At 48.7% G+C, this 16,022-nt stretch carries 20 protein-coding genes; 13 read left to right on the forward strand and 7 right to left on the reverse strand.

Annotated features, from left to right (window positions below):
* Positions 1–61: 61 nt before the first annotated feature.
* Positions 62–556: a magnesium-dependent phosphatase-1 gene (locus MSED_RS09895; protein ID WP_012021857.1), complete on the reverse strand. Its 495-nt coding sequence runs from the start codon at positions 554–556 to the stop codon at positions 62–64.
* Positions 534–1,331 carry a GTPase gene (locus MSED_RS09900; RefSeq protein WP_012021858.1) on the reverse strand — a complete coding sequence of 266 codons (798 nt, stop codon included), beginning with the start codon at positions 1,329–1,331 and terminating at the stop codon, positions 534–536. Before MSED_RS09900 ends, MSED_RS09895 begins: the two co-directional genes overlap by 23 nt.
* A 33-nt stretch (positions 1,332–1,364) precedes the next feature.
* Here MSED_RS09900 and MSED_RS09905 point away from each other — a divergent pair, with 33 nt between their 5' ends.
* Positions 1,365–2,324 carry a hypothetical protein gene (locus MSED_RS09905; RefSeq protein ID WP_012021859.1) on the forward strand — a complete coding sequence of 320 codons (960 nt, stop codon included), beginning with the start codon at positions 1,365–1,367 and terminating at the stop codon, positions 2,322–2,324.
* Here MSED_RS09905 and MSED_RS09910 read toward each other — a convergent pair.
* Positions 2,280–3,134: a UbiA family prenyltransferase gene (locus MSED_RS09910; RefSeq protein WP_012021860.1), complete on the reverse strand. Its 855-nt coding sequence runs from the start codon at positions 3,132–3,134 to the stop codon at positions 2,280–2,282. The two genes, MSED_RS09905 and MSED_RS09910, sit on opposite strands and share 45 nt — an antisense overlap.
* 40 nt (positions 3,135–3,174) lie before the next feature.
* Between MSED_RS09910 and MSED_RS09915 the strand changes: the two genes are divergently transcribed.
* On the forward strand, positions 3,175–3,375 hold the full coding sequence (locus MSED_RS09915) for a PolB1-binding protein PBP2 family protein (protein ID WP_012021861.1): 201 nt from the start codon (positions 3,175–3,177) through the stop codon (positions 3,373–3,375).
* Here MSED_RS09915 and MSED_RS09920 read toward each other — a convergent pair.
* Together MSED_RS09920 and speD are read right to left on the reverse strand one after the other, a co-directional pair.
* A complete protein-coding gene (locus tag MSED_RS09920; RefSeq protein ID WP_256464114.1) occupies positions 3,342–4,217 on the reverse strand; it encodes an NAD(P)/FAD-dependent oxidoreductase in 876 nt (291 codons plus the stop codon). The two genes, MSED_RS09915 and MSED_RS09920, sit on opposite strands and share 34 nt — an antisense overlap.
* The gene (speD, locus tag MSED_RS09925; RefSeq protein ID WP_048060360.1) at positions 4,217–4,591 is read right to left on the reverse strand and encodes an adenosylmethionine decarboxylase; all 375 of its coding nucleotides are present in this window, start codon (positions 4,589–4,591) and stop codon (positions 4,217–4,219) included. Before speD ends, MSED_RS09920 begins: the two co-directional genes overlap by 1 nt.
* A gap of 186 nt (positions 4,592–4,777) precedes the next feature.
* Here speD and MSED_RS09930 point away from each other — a divergent pair, with 186 nt between their 5' ends.
* A complete protein-coding gene (locus MSED_RS09930; protein ID WP_012021864.1) occupies positions 4,778–5,059 on the forward strand; it encodes a DUF211 domain-containing protein in 282 nt (93 codons plus the stop codon).
* A complete protein-coding gene (locus MSED_RS09935) occupies positions 5,056–6,003 on the forward strand; it encodes a TIGR00269 family protein (RefSeq protein WP_012021865.1) in 948 nt (315 codons plus the stop codon). Before MSED_RS09930 ends, MSED_RS09935 begins: the two co-directional genes overlap by 4 nt.
* On the opposite strand, the gene MSED_RS09940 is transcribed toward MSED_RS09935, so the two are convergent.
* Positions 6,004–6,531, reverse strand: coding sequence for a cob(I)yrinic acid a,c-diamide adenosyltransferase (locus MSED_RS09940; protein WP_012021866.1), 528 nt, complete (start codon positions 6,529–6,531; stop codon positions 6,004–6,006).
* 74 nt (positions 6,532–6,605) lie between these two features.
* Here MSED_RS09940 and leuS point away from each other — a divergent pair, with 74 nt between their 5' ends.
* A complete protein-coding gene (gene leuS, locus MSED_RS09945) occupies positions 6,606–9,422 on the forward strand; it encodes a leucine--tRNA ligase (RefSeq protein WP_012021867.1) in 2,817 nt (938 codons plus the stop codon).
* On the opposite strand, the gene MSED_RS09950 is transcribed toward leuS, so the two are convergent.
* Positions 9,423–10,010 carry a hypothetical protein gene (locus MSED_RS09950; protein ID WP_080512778.1) on the reverse strand — a complete coding sequence of 196 codons (588 nt, stop codon included), beginning with the start codon at positions 10,008–10,010 and terminating at the stop codon, positions 9,423–9,425.
* Between MSED_RS09950 and hisC the strand changes: the two genes are divergently transcribed.
* The 8 genes from hisC to hisH are packed head-to-tail and all read left to right on the forward strand — an operon-like array spanning position 9,965 to position 16,020.
* Positions 9,965–11,140, forward strand: coding sequence for a histidinol-phosphate transaminase (gene hisC, locus MSED_RS09955; protein ID WP_012021869.1), 1,176 nt, complete (start codon positions 9,965–9,967; stop codon positions 11,138–11,140). The two genes, MSED_RS09950 and hisC, sit on opposite strands and share 46 nt — an antisense overlap.
* Complete coding sequence (hisG, locus tag MSED_RS09960; RefSeq protein ID WP_012021870.1) at positions 11,112–11,969, forward strand: ATP phosphoribosyltransferase; 858 nt, start codon at positions 11,112–11,114, stop codon at positions 11,967–11,969. The genes hisC and hisG overlap by 29 nt, the downstream gene beginning before the upstream one ends.
* Positions 11,966–12,652 (forward strand): 1-(5-phosphoribosyl)-5-((5-phosphoribosylamino)methylideneamino)imidazole-4-carboxamide isomerase, encoded by a 687-nt coding sequence (hisA, locus tag MSED_RS09965; RefSeq protein ID WP_012021871.1) that lies wholly within the window; start codon positions 11,966–11,968, stop codon positions 12,650–12,652. The genes hisG and hisA overlap by 4 nt, the downstream gene beginning before the upstream one ends.
* Positions 12,645–13,226, forward strand: coding sequence for an imidazoleglycerol-phosphate dehydratase (hisBd, locus tag MSED_RS09970; RefSeq protein WP_012021872.1), 582 nt, complete (start codon positions 12,645–12,647; stop codon positions 13,224–13,226). The genes hisA and hisBd overlap by 8 nt, the downstream gene beginning before the upstream one ends.
* The gene (hisF, locus tag MSED_RS09975) at positions 13,223–13,978 is read left to right on the forward strand and encodes an imidazole glycerol phosphate synthase subunit HisF (RefSeq protein WP_012021873.1); all 756 of its coding nucleotides are present in this window, start codon (positions 13,223–13,225) and stop codon (positions 13,976–13,978) included. The genes hisBd and hisF overlap by 4 nt, the downstream gene beginning before the upstream one ends.
* Positions 13,975–15,162 carry a histidinol dehydrogenase gene (gene hisD, locus MSED_RS09980; RefSeq protein WP_012021874.1) on the forward strand — a complete coding sequence of 396 codons (1,188 nt, stop codon included), beginning with the start codon at positions 13,975–13,977 and terminating at the stop codon, positions 15,160–15,162. The genes hisF and hisD overlap by 4 nt, the downstream gene beginning before the upstream one ends.
* On the forward strand, positions 15,155–15,436 hold the full coding sequence (hisE, locus tag MSED_RS09985; protein WP_012021875.1) for a phosphoribosyl-ATP diphosphatase: 282 nt from the start codon (positions 15,155–15,157) through the stop codon (positions 15,434–15,436). The genes hisD and hisE overlap by 8 nt, the downstream gene beginning before the upstream one ends.
* Positions 15,433–16,020, forward strand: coding sequence for an imidazole glycerol phosphate synthase subunit HisH (gene hisH / locus MSED_RS09990; RefSeq protein WP_012021876.1), 588 nt, complete (start codon positions 15,433–15,435; stop codon positions 16,018–16,020). Before hisE ends, hisH begins: the two co-directional genes overlap by 4 nt.
* The last annotated feature ends 2 nt before the right edge of the window (positions 16,021–16,022 follow it).

A 16,022-nucleotide genomic window follows, 5' to 3' on the forward strand; every position in this document is an offset into this window, starting at 1 on the left:
TTAAACTTTATTATGATGTATTAACTTTAACAAGATTAGATATTGTTTTCTTAACAATTGCTCATGTCTGACTATTTTCCAATTTTGAGATTATCTCGAGGTGATCGTTTATGTCTTTCCACATTTCGAGGCATTGAATTCTCCCTAGGTAAAGCCACACATTACCGAAATGTGCCCTCCTATCATCGACAAAGAGAATCTCCTCGGGTCTAAATCGAATACCGCTCTCAGCAAACTTCCTGAGGATTTCCGCGATCATTATGAACTTGAACGGAAAATCCCTGGAGACTACGACGTCGAAATAGCTGTCGAGTTCTAGAGCTTTCAATACCTTTTCCGTTTTATGGGGGAAGTTCCAAGTGGCCATAGCAATCTTAACGTCTTTTCTTTTCAACTCTTCCAGTGTTTTCCTAACATTGGGGAAAAGCTTGAGCGTTCTTCCTTCGCTATCCCTTAGGATATCTCTCTCTGGTAAATGAAAAGGTTCCTCAAACTCTGAGATATTGTAGTGATCCCAGAGGGTTTTATCGGCATCAAATATCACTAGTTTTATCATGTTTTAAACCCGGAGGTTTAGTATAGTAAGTTATCTTACCCTCATGGTAGTCCCTTATAAGTTGAACTGAAGCCTGATCTATGTTGGGTTCCCTATCCGTCTTGTATATCCAGCCCCTCTTTAGGGCTAGCTTCTCCAGGAAATCTAGGGGAGATGAGAACTCTATCTTGTAGGCAAGGGTTAGGGAATCGGGGTTAAATCTAGTGATCCTCTCAATTAGTTTAATTGCCACCTTCACGGGATCTTCCAGATCCTCAGGCCTGCTCCCGCGCAGAGCCCTCTCGAAGGGATCCCCATCTGGAGGTATAACGCCAGGGGAATCTATGGCGTATATCCTTGAGTCTATTCTCACGAGCTGAAGGGATTTCGTGAATCCAGTAGACATGGGGACAGAGGAAGTTGAGGTGGCGTGCCTACCCTTGAGTGCATTTATTACGGATGACTTCCCTGTCTTGGGATAGCCCACAACGCCAACTACGCCCTCCCTACCTCCGAGGAGTTCCTTAACTGAGTTCCTTAGAATTTTGGTCCCTTGGTGTTCCCTTGAGGATACGAACACAGAGCGAAGACCCCTATCCTCAAAGTATTCCTTCCACCCCTTGAGAATCTCCAGGGGAACGAGGTCGGCCTTATTGATGACGAGGAGAAGTTCCTTACCCGACCGAAGGATCATCTCCTCGATCCTCCTAGACCTAGTCAGCTCAGGCTCCCTCGAGTCTAGAACCTCCATGACTACGTCTGACTTGGATATCACTGATTTTAGCAACTTCAGCATTTGCTTTATTTTGGGTGTTCCCCATTATAACGTATGTCAGTGAACTTTGCGCCTTTTGACGAGGGAGAGGTCACCGGTTACCTGGACTACCAGAGCTCAACTAAGTCTGCCACCCTGGGCAACACTCTCAAGGATTACTCCTTCTCCTTCTATGCGGAGGATAAACCTGTCAAGGGATACCTTCTAGTGATAACGGAGTCCCCTCCAGACTACGTTAAATGGAGGCTGTGGCTAAACAACTTTTCGCTCACGAAGGAATTCAAACCTAACCTAAGTTACGTCACGGATGAAAGGAAAGAGTTGCACTTTCACATTTTTGACGTAACACATCTCCTGGCAAAGGGGAAGAACGAGCTTACCGTGAACTACAACAGTGCTCGTCCCCTCACCATAAGGCTTGCAAATGCGACCATGATAGTGAGATCTGACGGGTTCTTCACTAGGTATTCCCTGAGGGCTGGTCTGCTTCAGCTCAAACCGGGTGAGGCAATGGAGCTGAAGTCCATGGGGAGGAGCTACCTAGTGGTCAGGAGCAATTCAAGGGGAAAGGTCAAGATATCCAACGGCAAAAGCCAGGAGGATATGTTGGAACTTGGGCATGAATGCGAGGAGATAGATGCCGAGGGCGACTTCGTGAGGATTCTCAACTCCAACGAAGGGCAAAGGACCGTTACCCAGATTCTGCTTCATTACTCTTACGCGTCTCAGACTCCTCGCCTCGATTTCGATTTGATTCCAGAGCTGTCTGGTAATAACCTTCAAATCAGAATAGTAAATAAGGGCGACGTCGATATTGAGAGGTTGACCTTGATCGTTATGCTTAATGGAGTAACTGTGGGCTTCAGGACCCTTAATGACTTGTCTAGAGGAGGAGAGACAGAATGTGTTATCCAGATACCTGCAAAAAAGGGTCTGATCTATATTAGGAGCGTAGGTATGAGGGCAGGTTTAAGGAAGATAGTGGAAAAGGAATTGAAAAGGGAGACTGCCTAGTGCAAAGGCCACCATTCCTAGGAAGGCTGATCCCTTGAGAAGGGATCTCGCCTTGGACGCTCCTTCTTCCGAGGTCTCCGCTAGAACCGCCTTTGTTGTAATATAGAGGAACGGCACAAGGACTATGCCGTAGAGAATGTTATACCCTAGAAACAGGGGTAGAGGGGATGTCACCTCTGTTATTATTAAGGCCACCCTAGCTACTCTCCACGCACTCGCTATCCCCCTGGTCGTGGCGAGAGTATTAACGTGGTTGGCCAGATCCCCTCGATAGTCCTCAATACCCTTAACTATCTCCCTGGACAGGGTGAGAAGGAAGGTGTAAAGCACAGGAATCCAGATTCTTTGAAGCCAGTCTCCTTCGTGATAGGATAGACCTCCATAAAACAAGGAGAGCGCCGTTGCCGTTGCAACTACCAGGTTACCGTATATCCCAGTCCTTTTCAAGTCCCTAGCGTAGAAAATCAGAGCCACACTGGTGAGCAGTGCAACTAGAAATTGGAGGTATCCCTGTAACGCAGAAAGGATTACGCCCACCCCCATTAAACCGTAAGAGAGGGAGGTCGCAGTCCTTAACGATACGGCCCCCGAGGGGATAGGCCTGTCGGGCTTGTTAATCCTGTCTATCTCCACGTCATAAACGTCGTTAATTGCATTACCTCCAGCATCAACCAATGCGACCACTAGAACTGCAAGGATGAGCTCCGTGGGGTCTATCTTCCACATGGAGGAAGCTACGTAACCTGTAAAGGCACCTAGTCCCGCGCCTATCACGTTGTGTATTCTTACGAGCTTCAGGAAAGGGTTCAAGTTAAAGTTAAATCCCTAGTGCGGAAAATAAAACTACGGCATGTCGGATTCTAGGGAACTGGAGATTGCTAAGAAGTACTTCCAGACCAACCTCTCTGTGGGGGAAATAGTTGCAGTAAGGGACCTAAAGGGTCTAGGAATAAGGGAACCCGAAAGGGTTATAGCGGAGTTGATAAGACAGGGTATTATAGTTAGGGGAGAGGGATGCTATAACTTTCGAAGAGAGAAGAGGAAGGAATGAAAGTCAAATTCCTGGTTCACACTCAGGGTTTTCCCGTTCATGAACCTCAGGGAGGTTAGCCCCAATCTCCAGGTCTTCTCAAGAAGGGAAGTAATTGTGTATTGCCTACTTATCTCCTTTCTCAGTCTATTAAAGTTCGAGAAATCCTCCAGCAACTCGGCTATTCCGAAGATTCCTCCTCCAGTGAAGGTTTTGATGAGGCCAGTTCTATCCCCTATTGCAGGTATGGGTGTGGGCGTAGGTTTAACCCTGGGAATTGCACCCCCATGCACGCTTAGAACCCTTCTCTGAAGCTTAGGGACAAAGGGCCTGGGATCGGATCTAGATAGTGCCCCCACCAGTGTTCTATCGGGGAGAGGGACTATCCACCCGAAACCTGCGGGATTCCTGGGATCCAGGGTAACTACTATCTCCTCCTGGTTGATTGGCTCCATTACATACTCTATGGCCTTAACCCAATTTGCCTTTCCCTTCCATCCTGACGCATCATATACCTTTCCACGGTACACGGAACTCCCTACCACAACTTCATCCATTCCCTTTATCACAGCGTCAACTGGTCTTATCACTCCAAGGTCGGAGTCCAGCCATCTCTCGAGCCTCTCCCTTCCAAGCCTGACGAAATCTCCCCTTATATATATCTCCACTGAGTTGTAAACTACCCTTATCTCCTTGAATTCCCTATCTAGAAATTCCTTGGAGACAGAAAGCTTCTCGAAGGTGTTCCTGCTCACTATTCCAGTGCACTGCTTTCCGGGGCTTCTTCTCCTATCAAAAACTTTCGGATCCCTATCCCTTAACCTGTGGGCCAATAGGAGTCCAGCTATACCTCCTCCTACTATTAAAACTCCGATGACCTATCAGCCTCATTAACATTGAACCTTTTGGCTTTAAGTTCTGTCACAATGTAATTGAAGGCCTTTCTTGGATCGGTGTGGCTACCACAGGAGTAAACGTCAACAGTCGCGAAATTATGCTCAGGCCAAGTATGTATGGTGACGTGGCTCTCGAGGACTATGGCGACAACGCTAACGCCCTCCCCTATCTTCCAAGCCCTCACGTCCAGCAAAGTCATGTTGCCCTCCTTTGTTGCTTGCACCGCTATCTGCTTTAGCTTCTCAGAATCCTTGAGTATCTCAGTGTCGCAGTCATAAAGGTTACCAAAGACTTCCTTGCCCACAACTCTTGGTGTACCCCTTAATTCAACCCCCATCATGTTTTGACCCCCCATTTATATACCCCCTATACGTTATTATATTTAAACTTAACCAACTCTACCCGGGGGGTTAATAAACTCTTCACGTTCATTTAGTAATGAAGACTTTTAAACCCTGTTTATCGGTAACATTGAAATAGTCAGAAATTTAACGGGGAGAGCAATAAAGTGAGGTATTGATGTAATTTGACTATAAGAAGAATTGTCCTAGATGTCCTCAAACCCATAAGGGGTTCGTCCATTGTGGATTTGGCCGAGAGACTGGACAACTTGGAGGGAGTAGATGGAGTTAACATAAGCGTTTCGGACATGGACGTTGAAACCATGGGGCTTATGGTAGTGGTCGAGGGCGAGGATGTGGACTTTAAGGAGGTTCAAAACATTCTAGAGGAGGAGGGCTGTGCAATTCACAGTATAGACGAGGTTGCCAGTGGTAAAAGGCTTGTGGAAGGGAGACGTGGTAAATGAAATGCGATAACTGTGGAGTAAGGGAGGCAGAGGTATTCCAGCCCCACACGGGGAAAAGGCTTTGCAGGGATTGTTTCCTGTCTGATGTGCAGGAGAGAGTAGCGAGGGAAGCAAAGAAACTGGGAGTAACCTCGGTCTCAAGGGTTCTCATAGCTGTCTCAGGTGGAAAGGACAGCCTTGTGCTGGCTGATACGCTATCGAAGGTGATGGACCCAAGTAAGTTAATAGCCTTCAACATAGTTGAGGGCATCCAGGGGTATAACAGGGAGGATCAGGTCAAGGAACTTTATCATTACTTGAGGGACCTAGGAATAGAGTTAATATCAACCTCATTCAAGACCTCGGTTGGCTACTCCCTTGATGAGATGGTTAGCTCCTCAAGGGCTAGGGGGTTGAACATAGCTGCCTGCACGTTCTGTGGCGGGTTTAGGAGGAAATTAATAAATCAGGCTGGGAGGGATGTGAAGGCCGACCTTGTGGCTACAGGCCACAACCTAGATGACGAGGCCCAGACTATTATCATTAACCTACTTCGCGGAGATGTTAGGAAACTAATGAGGGTTGGGGAAAGCCCCCTCAAGTTAAGCGATAAATTTGTCATGAGGGTAAAACCCCTCAGGAAAATATACGAATGGGAGACCACGATGTACGCGTTCTTGAAGGGTTTTAAGTTTCAGGAAGTGGAGTGCCCTTACATCTCGGCGAGACCTACCATGAGAGCTAAGGTGAGGGACCTCATGTACGCCTTGGAGGAGAAATCACCGGGTTTCCTCCTCAGGTTGGTGGAGAACTTCGACAGAATTGGAGAAGAGGTAAGAAGGGAGAGCAAACTTACCACCCTTCCCACATGTAAGATGTGCGGTGAACCAACGAGCTTCGGAAGAGAATACTGTAAGAACTGCGAACTTCTCATCTCTGCGGGACTTAGACCAGTTAGCTCATGACTAGAAATACTTTCCAATATCGTAGTATCTCTCCCTTACGCCCTTTCTGAGGTTTGCCACAATGGCCATAGCGAAAAGCATCGAGGATAACCTGTTGAGATACACGATGGTGGTCTTGTTCGCGATCTCGAGCTCCTTCGAGTACTTTACGGCGTTTCTCTCAAGCCTTCTCACTACGGCCCTAGCCACGTGAAGTGATGACGCTTCCTCCGATCCCCCAGGAACCACGAAAAGCTTCACTGGACCGCTCTCCTTTCTATATGCTACGGTTCTCTCCTCAAGCCATTTCACTTTCTCCATGGTGATTTTCTCAGAACCGGTGCTCCAGTCCTCTCCCAGGGCAAACAGGTCAAGCTGAACTTTCTCCAGATCAGCCCTCATGTCATCCCAAGGAAGGCGTGAAATTGCTAACCCAATGAAGGAGTTAGCCTCATCAACATCTCCAAGGAAATTAACTAGTGGAGAATCCTTCCCGATTCTACCCTTGGGTACAGAAGTCTCTCCCTTATCTCCAGTCCTTGTGAACATTTAATAAACTTAAAAAAGTTGTTCTTAAATAGGTTTTGGTGATTACGATTCCATCGCACGAATTCACAGATTTATTGAATGAAATCTCAAAGAAATGGCAAGAGGAGTGGAGCAAGAACAGGATATTTGAGGCTGATCCCAAGGATCAGAAGAAGTTCTTCACCACTGTCGCGTTTCCCTATCCTAACTCTCCATTTCACCTGGGACACGGTAGAACATACGTAACGGGTGACGTTTACGCTAGATTCATGAGGATGAAGGGATATAACGTCCTCTTCCCAATGGGCTTTCACTTTACTGGTACCCCGATCATAACCATGGCAGATGACGTGGCGAAGGGTGATAAGGACCTACTCGACATATTTCAGAACATTTACGAGATACCAGCTGACGTTATACCCAAGTTGTCCGACCCGCTCTTCATGGCGAATTACTTTAAGGAAGATATCAAGGCAGCCATGAGGGAAATAGGTTTATCCATAGATTGGAGGAGGGAGTTCACCACAATAGACCCACAATTCTCAGCTTTCATAGTGTGGCAATTCTCCAAGCTACAGAAGAAAGGTTACGTGGTAAAGGATACCCATCCCGTGGGTTGGTGTCCCGTTCACAACCTCCCCGTTGGAATGCATGATACCAAGGGAGACATGGAACCTGAGATTGGAGAGTACGTTGTGATATTCTTCGAGAGTAAGATGGGAGCACTTGCCGCTGCGACCCTAAGGCCTGAAACCATTTTTGGGGCAGTAGCAGTTTGGGTAAACCCTAAGGCAACGTACACGGTTGCGGAGATTTGGGGTAAGAAGGTAATAGTCTCGGAGAAGGCCGCCGAGAAGTTGAAGTTCCAGACTGACGTGAAGGTGCTCGAAAAGGTCAGCGGATCGGACCTTCTGAAGATCGTGGCGATAAACCCCATTACGGGGAAGGAGATTCCAATCCTTCCTGCAGATTTCGTGGACCCCACAACTGCCACGGGCGTCGTTATGAGTGTTCCAGCACATGCTCCCTTTGACTACTTCTACCTGAAGAAGGCCAAGGTTGGCATAGAACCCATACCCGTGGTCGCAGTTGAGGGACAGGGAGATGCTCCAGCAAAGGATCTAGTTGAGTCGTCCCATCCCAAGAACGACGCTGATCTCAAGAAGCTCACTGAACAGCTGTACAGGTTGGAGTTTAACAAGGGGCTTATGAGGAGCGACATACTCAGGTTAGTGAAAGACGAGCTCAGGGCTGAGCTTTCAGTGGTAGCGGGAAAACAGGTACCTGAGGCCAGGAAGATGGTCACGGATATCTTGATTCAGAGGAAGGCTGGCACGAAGATGCTGGAGATAATGAACAAGCCCGTGTACTGCAGGTGCGGTAACGAAGTGGTTGTTAAGATTCTTCAGGACCAGTGGTTCTTGGATTACGGCAACCCCGAGTGGAAGGCTAAGGCTAAAAAGCTCTTGGACAGCATGAGGGTAATCCCCGAGGAGACCAGGAAGGACTTCGAATACGCCCTCGATTGGTTGCAAAAGAGAGCCTGTGCAAGGACAAGGGGACTAGGTACCCCTCTCCCCTGGGACAAGAAATGGATCATCGAGAGCCTATCCGATTCCACTATCTACATGGCTTACTATACCCTCTCCCACAAGATAAAGGAGTTCGGACTTCATCCCTCTCAACTCACTGAGGAGACCTGGGATTACATAATGCTGGGAGAAGGCGACGTCAAGGCCATATCGGAGAGAAACAAGATAGGAGTAGATGCCTTACAAGAGTTGAGGAGACACTTCACCTACTGGTATCCGCTTGATCTAAGGCATAGCGGTCCTGATCTGATCCCCAACCACCTGAGCTTCTTCATATTCAATCACGCTGGGATATTTCCTGAAAACCTCTGGCCAAGGGGCGTTGCCGTAAACGGCTTCATCCTCTACGAGGGGAAGAAGATGAGCAAGTCCCTGAGGAACATAGTTCCGCTGAGGAAGGCCATAAGAACGTATGGAGCAGACGTGATAAGGATAGCCCTTTCCTCTCTGGTTGATATGAGCTCTGACGCTAACTTCACCGAGGCAGGGGCCAGGGCAATCGCAGACAACCTGAAGAGGTTTTACGAACTGATGCAGATGCAGGATGGCTCCACGATTGATGGAACTCCTGAGAAGTGGCTGAGATCGAAGTTACACAGGCTAGTAAGAGACGTCACTCCGCTCATGGAGTCCATGAGGTTCAGGGAGGTGATAAACGAGCTGCTCTTCAACCTATCATCTTACATCAACGAATACCTAGAAATGGTGAGGTCGGAGTCCAGGGAGTACAATAGGGATGTGATCAGGGAGGTTGTGGAGACCTGGACAAAGTTAATGGCCCCCTTCGCCCCTCACCTTACCGAGGAGATGTGGCATCAACTGGGGCATAACACCTTCCTGTCCTTAGAGAGTTGGCCAACCCCAGACAATAGCAAGATCAATGACCAGATAGAGTTGGAACATGAGTATCATAAGCTGTTAATAGAGGACATAAGGGCAATACTCAACGTGTACAAGGGTAAGCCTTCCTCCGTCCTATTATACGTTCACGACGGGAGTCTGAATCAGGTCGTGAAGAGCGCTCTGGACGTGCTGAACAGTGGAGGGACAATGAAGGACTTCATGCAGAAGAACACGCCAAAGAGCAAGGAGGAGGCAAGGGTACTTCAGAGGATCATGCAATACGTGACGGAGATGCCGGAGACCGTGAAGAAACTAATCTACTCTAACGTCAATGAAATGGAAGTAACGAGAAAGGGAGTGCCACTTCTGAGGTATAAGCTGAACCTAGAGATTGAGGTTTTGGCCTACACTCAGGAAGTGAAGCAGAAATTAAACAAAGACGCTTTGCCCTACAGGCCAGCAATACTCGTGAAGTAATTAATAAAACGATTGCTTAACAATTTCAATCAAATTTCTTCTCGCCCTCAACTTGCCTATCCTGATTAGAAAGGCTATTTCTTCCCTTACCTGTTCCTTGGGCATGTTCAGCTTCCGTGAGGCTGCCTCCACAAGCTCACCCATCAGTGCTGTCCCGCCGAAATCCTCAAGAACCGAGAGGACACTTGATTTCTCGTAGTTCACGTCCTCCACTCCAGTGTTGGTTACCTTGAAGAGAAACTTACTACCTTCACCAACCGCCATGAAGATCCCGTCGTTTATCCTTGTCACCTTTAACTCCCTGGCCCCTGGCAGTCTGAGATGCCTACTCGAGGTAACAAGGAGGTAATTGGGGGGAACTTCAGCCTCAGACATGGCGTCGAATACCAGGTTAACTGACTTGGGAGTGCACCTCAGTTCCACGGAGAAGGGGGCAATATTCCATTTTACCCTATCCTCGTTCACTATACATACTTCCTCCCCCCTCTGTGTAAGGAGCCTTGCTAACGACAGCGTTACCGTAAGGCTAGCGGTGTAATAATATGAGACAAGAAGGTGCTTTCCTGAAGCTAACTCCTCGAGAAACATGTGATGGAAAAAGCTTAAAACAGGTTAAAAACTATTCCTCCCGAGGGATTCTTATTGCACCAACCGATGTAAAGGACATTATATACCCATGGTTAAAGGAGGCAAAGGAGTACGATTTCTCGGATATCAAGGATGGGATCAGGCTACACCTGAATGAGTCCCCCTATCCGCCTCCCGATTTCGTCCTAGATGCGGTAAAGAAGTATTTAATTCAAGGGAACAGGTATCAGCATCCAGATCTAACCAAGAGGTTTAAGGAGCTCGCTGCCGAGTATAATAAGGTTGAACCTGGGGAGATCTTTCCAACACCTGGTGGAGACGGAGCCATAAGGTCAGTGTTCCTTAATCTCTCCATGCCTGGGGACAGGGTCGTGTTGAACTATCCCAGCTACAGCATGTACTCGGTCTACTCTTCCTTTAGGGGGTTGAACCAGGTTAGGGTTCCCCTTAGGGAGGAGGGAGAGTGGTGGAAGGAGGACTGGGAGAAGTTAGTTACTGAGGCCAGAGACGCTAGATTGGTGGCAATAGACGACCCCAATAATCCAACTGGCTCCCCCATGATCATGGGGGACGAGCAAAGATTGAGGGAACTGGTGGAGTCGACCAAGGGGATAGTCCTTCTTGACGAGGCATATTACGAGTTTTCGGGATACACTGCCTCAAGGCTGGTGTCTAAGTATCCGAACCTCATGATTGTGAGGACCATGAGTAAGGCCTTCTCTCTTGCCTCCTTTAGGGTGGGTTATCTCATAGCTAACAGGGATGTGGTAAAGGCCCTCGAGAAGGGATCCACGCCCTTTGACGTTGCTCTTCCTTCTCTCATAGCTGGCATAACCGCATTGGAAAATCCAGGTTACGCACACAGGATTGCTCAGGAGATCTCGGAGAACAGGGAAGGATTATACCAGGGATTAATTTCCCTCGGCGTGAAGGCTTACAGGTCAATTACCAACTTCCTCTTGTTTAAACATTCAGCGGAGCTGGTCGAGCCCTTGATGAGGAAAGGGATAGCCATAAGGAACCCAGTAAAGGGATTTTATAGGGTATCAGTTGGGACAAAAGAGCAGTGTAATTTGTTCCTAAATAAACTGGGTGAAGTACTTGAAAATAGCGATACCAAACAAAGGTAGGTTACAGGGTCCGGCCCTCCAGTTCCTGAACTCCGTGGGAATCAAGCCAATGGCCAATGACGACAGGGCCCTTATGGTACCCACCAGCTGGGAAGGAGTCCAGTTGGTAACCATAAGGACGGAGGATATACCCAACATCGTGGAGACCGGAGCGGTAGACCTTGGAATAACTGGGTTAGATTACGTGATGGAGTCCGGGGCGGACGTTGAGGAACTGGTTAAGCTGGATTTTGGGAAATCTAGACTAGTTTTAGCCGTTCCCATGTCCTGGAACATAGAGGATCCAAGGGATATGCCCAAGAACGTGAGAATAGCCACAAAGTATCACAACATAGCCAGAGCTTACCTGGAGAGAAAGGGAATTGAGGCGAGGTTGGTGAAGATTAGCGGGGCTGCCGAGATAATGCCGTCCCTAGGAGCAGCAGACGCCATCATTGACGTGACCAGCACTGGAACTACCCTGAAGCTTCACGGCCTCAAACCCATTGACGTAGTGAGCGAGAGTTATGCAATGGTTATCGGAAACAAGAACTGGATGAAATCTGAGGAGGCTGACAGAATAAACCTAGTACTAACCATGATGAAAGGTGCCCTCAGTGCTAGGGGGAAGAAAATGATTTTCATGAACGTGGATGACGTTAACCTTGAGGCAGTGGTCTCCTCGCTTCCCGCGATGCTAGCTCCAGCGGTCTCTAAGTTGAGTAACTCGAACGCCTGGGAAGTTGTCACTGTGACTGACGAGGAAATGTTGCCTGAAGTCATAGCCAAGGCCAAGACGGCCGGTGCAAGGGATATTGTAGTGGTTAACATAGAGAAGGTGATAAAATGAAGGTGGTCCCAAGCATCGACATCAGTAAGGGAATGGCAGTGAAGAGGGTAAGGGGAAGGGAGGGAACTGGACTAGTTCTAGGTGATCCCCTTAAGATAGCAGAGGAACTAAGGAACATGGGTTACACCTCTGTCCACCTAGTGGACCTGGACGCAGCGGAGGGAAAGGGTGATAACGTGGAGGTTATAGAGAGAGTTATGAAGGATTTCTCAGAGATCTCCGTTGGTGGAGGTATCAGGGACAGATCTAGATTGGAGAGATTCCTTTCGTCCGGAGCAACCAAGGTTGTCATGTCCACCCTTGCCTTTACTAAACCTGACACTTTCAGGAGGGTCGTGGCAGGGTACGAGAACAGGGTACTGGTGTCTGTGGATTACTGCGAAAGAAAGGTTCTAATCAAGGGCTGGAACGAGTCTGCCATGTCCTTTGAGGAGGCAATCTCTCACGTAAATTCCCTAGGGGTGAGGGGTGTGATCTTCACATACGTTTGCAACGAGGGAACCCGAAACGGAATAGATCCTGAAATAGGGAGGTACGTCAACCTTGTTCAAGGGGAGAAGGGATACGCCGGTGGAATAGGCTCAATTCAGGACCTTCAGGAACTAGATAAGATGGGGTTCCATTTTGCCATAGTGGGTATGTCGCTCTATGCAGGAGTTCTTAGGGGTGTAACCAGTGTCTAGGTATGTTGAGAAAGTCAGGGAAACCAAGGAGACTAAGGTCCAAGTGAAGCTGGAGCTAGACGGAGAGGGAAAGGTGGAGATCAGAACCCCAGTTCCCTTCTTTGACCACATGCTTCACTCCATGCTCTTTTACATGAAGGTCAACGCCACTATCCTAGGAGAGGATAAGCAGGGTTACGACGATCATCACATAGTGGAGGACGTTGGAATAACCCTAGGTCAGGCCATCAAGGATGCGTTGGGAGACAGGAGAGGGATTAAGAGGTTCTCCAGTGCTGTGATTCCCATGGATGAGGCACTGGTTCTGGTGGCAGTGGACGTTTCAGGAAGGGGATACGCATCTACTAACCTGGACTTGAAGAGAGAGAAGATAGGAGATCTATCCACCGAGAACGTGGCTCACTTCTTCTGGTCGCTTGCAACCAACGCTGGGATCACGCTACACGTGAGGAAACTTGATGGGGTAAACGAGCACCACATAGTTGAGGCAGCCTTCAAGGGAGTGGGACTTGCCCTGGGAGAGGCATGCTCCATTCAGGGAGAGGGGATCAGGAGCACGAAGGGATCACTATGACCACAAGGAGAATAATAGCCTGTCTTGACGTTAAGGACGGAAAGGTGGTCAAGGGAGTCAGATTTCTCGACCTGAAGCTGAAGGGTGATCCCGCTGAGCTTGCCTCTAGGTATGAGGAGGAAGGTGCGGACGAAATAGTGTTCCTCGATATATCAGCCACGGTGGAGGGAAGGAAGACCCTTCTAGAGAAGGTGAGGGAGACAGCAAGCGTTCTATCCATTCCCTTGACTGTGGGAGGAGGAGTGAGGACTGTTGAAGATGTGTCCAACCTGTTGTCTAACGGAGCAGATAAGGTTAGTCTCAACACGGTCGCGGCGGAGAACCCCTCAGTGGTTTCAATGGCTTCGCGGGAATTTGGAGCTCAGGCCGTGGTAGTGGCCATAGACGCCAAGAGGGTTGGAAATGGCTGGAGAGTCTTCGTGAGATCTGGGACCAAGGACACAGGCTTAGACGCGGTGGACTGGGCTAAACGCGTTGAGGAAATGGGAGCCGGAGAGATCCTTCTCACTAGCATTGACAGAGATGGAACCAGGGATGGCTACGACCTAGAGCTCACCAAGGCCGTGGTTAGGGCCACCAAGGTTCCTGTAATAGCCAGCGGAGGAGCTGGAAAACCCGATCATTTCCTTTCCGTGTTTAGGCAAGCTGGAGCAGATGCAGCCCTGGCAGCGGGTATATTTCATGATGGGGTAATCAGGATACGTGAATTGAAGGATTATTTAAAAGATGCAGGAATAGAGGTGAGAACGTGATAAAGAGGGAACTTCCAACAAGGAGAGTACAGTCTTTCTCTCAAGTTCTAGATAAGGTAAATGAGATAGTAGAGAAGGTAAGGAAGGAAGGAGATAGGGCATTGAGGGAATTTGCCCTACAGTTTGACAACGTTAAACTTGAGGAGCTCGTCCTAAGCGAGGAGCAAGTGGCCAACGCAGCTTCCAAGATTAAGCCTGAGGTGAAGGGAGCCATAGATGAGATCTGGGACCAACTGGTTTCGTTCCACGAATTGATAAAGCCTCCCAGTCTAGGCGGCGGGAGCAAGAACGTTGAATACGGAGTCCTTTGGAGACCGCTCGAAAGGGTCGGGATTTACGTCCCTGGAGGGAAAAAGTCCTATCCGTCTACCCTTATGATGGCCGGTATACCTGCTAGGATAGCGGGAGTGGAGGAAATTCATGTGGCCACCCCTGTGAAGGGAGAAATAGATCCTGCCATAGCTTACATTGCCTTCAAGTTAAGGGTTAAGAGAGTTTACCCTGTGGGCGGAGCTCAAGCCATAGCCGCTTTGGCCTTTGGAACAGAGAGCGTGACCAAGGTGGATAAGATTGTGGGACCCGGGAACGTGTACGTCCAGGCCGCTAAGTTCATTGTGAGTCAAGAAATTGGAATAGACGGTATTGAGGGACCAACTGAACTCGTGGTAATCGCTGATCAAACCTCAGATCCAAGGAGTATTGCCCTAGATCTTATGGCCCAGGGGGAGCATGGCTCCTCATCTCTTCTAGTGCTCATGTCCAATTCCGAGGAACTCCTAAACAAGGTTGCCGAGCTTCTTAACGACGAAAACGAGTACTACCTTGTGAAGACGGAGAACTTGGAGACAGCGATAGAACTCGCAAACAAAATAGCGCCAGAACATCTATCCCTTTACACTTCAAGGTCTAGGGAGCTTCTTCACCTGGTTAAGAACGCTGGTGCTATTACCCTTGGAAACACGCCTCCTGCACTCATTGATTACTCTGCTGGACCCGACCACATACTCCCGACCAACGGTTGGGCTAGATTCAGGGGAGGGGTTACGGTTTACGACTTCCTAAAGCCCGTTTCCTATGTGAATGCCGAGAAGGTCGACAAAAAACTAGTCAAGGCAGCAGAGATACTCGCAGAGTATGAAGGGTTTAAGCATCACGCCAAAAGTATAGGTGTTAGGTATGACTGACGTTCTCGAGGAGTTATCAGGTATTATAGCTCAAAGGCTTAGGGAGATGCCGGAGGGAAGCTATACGGCCTCCCTTGCTAAGAAGGGAAAGGGGTATGTGGCCAGGAAAGTGGGGGAAGAGGCCGTTGAGGTAGTCGTGGCATCGCTCTCCGAGGGAAGAGAAAGGGTAGTAAGCGAGACGGCAGACCTCATCTATCACCTTCTAGTCCTCCTTGCCATGGAGGGGATATCCTTGGATGAGGTAAGAGATGAGTTGAGGAGGAGAATGAAATGAGGGCTATCGTTCTCAACTACGGTGTGGGAAACCTGTTCAGCATCTCCGCAGGCCTAAGGAGGGCCGACTTTGAGGTGGAGATCTCGCAGGAACCTAAGGAGGCTGATCTCATTGTTCTTCCTGGAGTTGGGGCCTTCTCAGCTGTGGGAAACTTCATGAGAAAATGGGAAGCTACCCTGAACGACCTTCGACGAAGAGGAGTTAGATTTCTGGGGGTTTGTCTGGGCATGCAAATCATGTTTGAGGAGGGAAATGAGGGCGGTAAAACCAGAGGTCTGGGTTGGTTACCTGGCCAAGTTGACCTGATTAGGGAAGCTCCGAAGCTACCCCACATAGGATGGGATAGCCTCAAGGAACGGAGCCCCTGTATACTGTCGGAGGGACTTGATGGGAAATATGCTTACTTCGTTCACAGCTACGTGGCCTATACGCCTCATCCTCCAGCCATGACTAGCCGTTATGGGGTAGAATTTCCAGCGCTAGTGTGCGATGACGGAGTGGCGGGAACTCAGTTCCATCCAGAAAAAAGTGGAGAAACTGGAAAGATCTTTTTCAATAACCTGAGAAGGTGGCTAAAAGCATGAAG

The organism is Metallosphaera sedula DSM 5348 (assembly GCF_000016605.1).
Lineage (GTDB): Archaea > Thermoproteota > Thermoprotei_A > Sulfolobales > Sulfolobaceae > Metallosphaera > Metallosphaera sedula.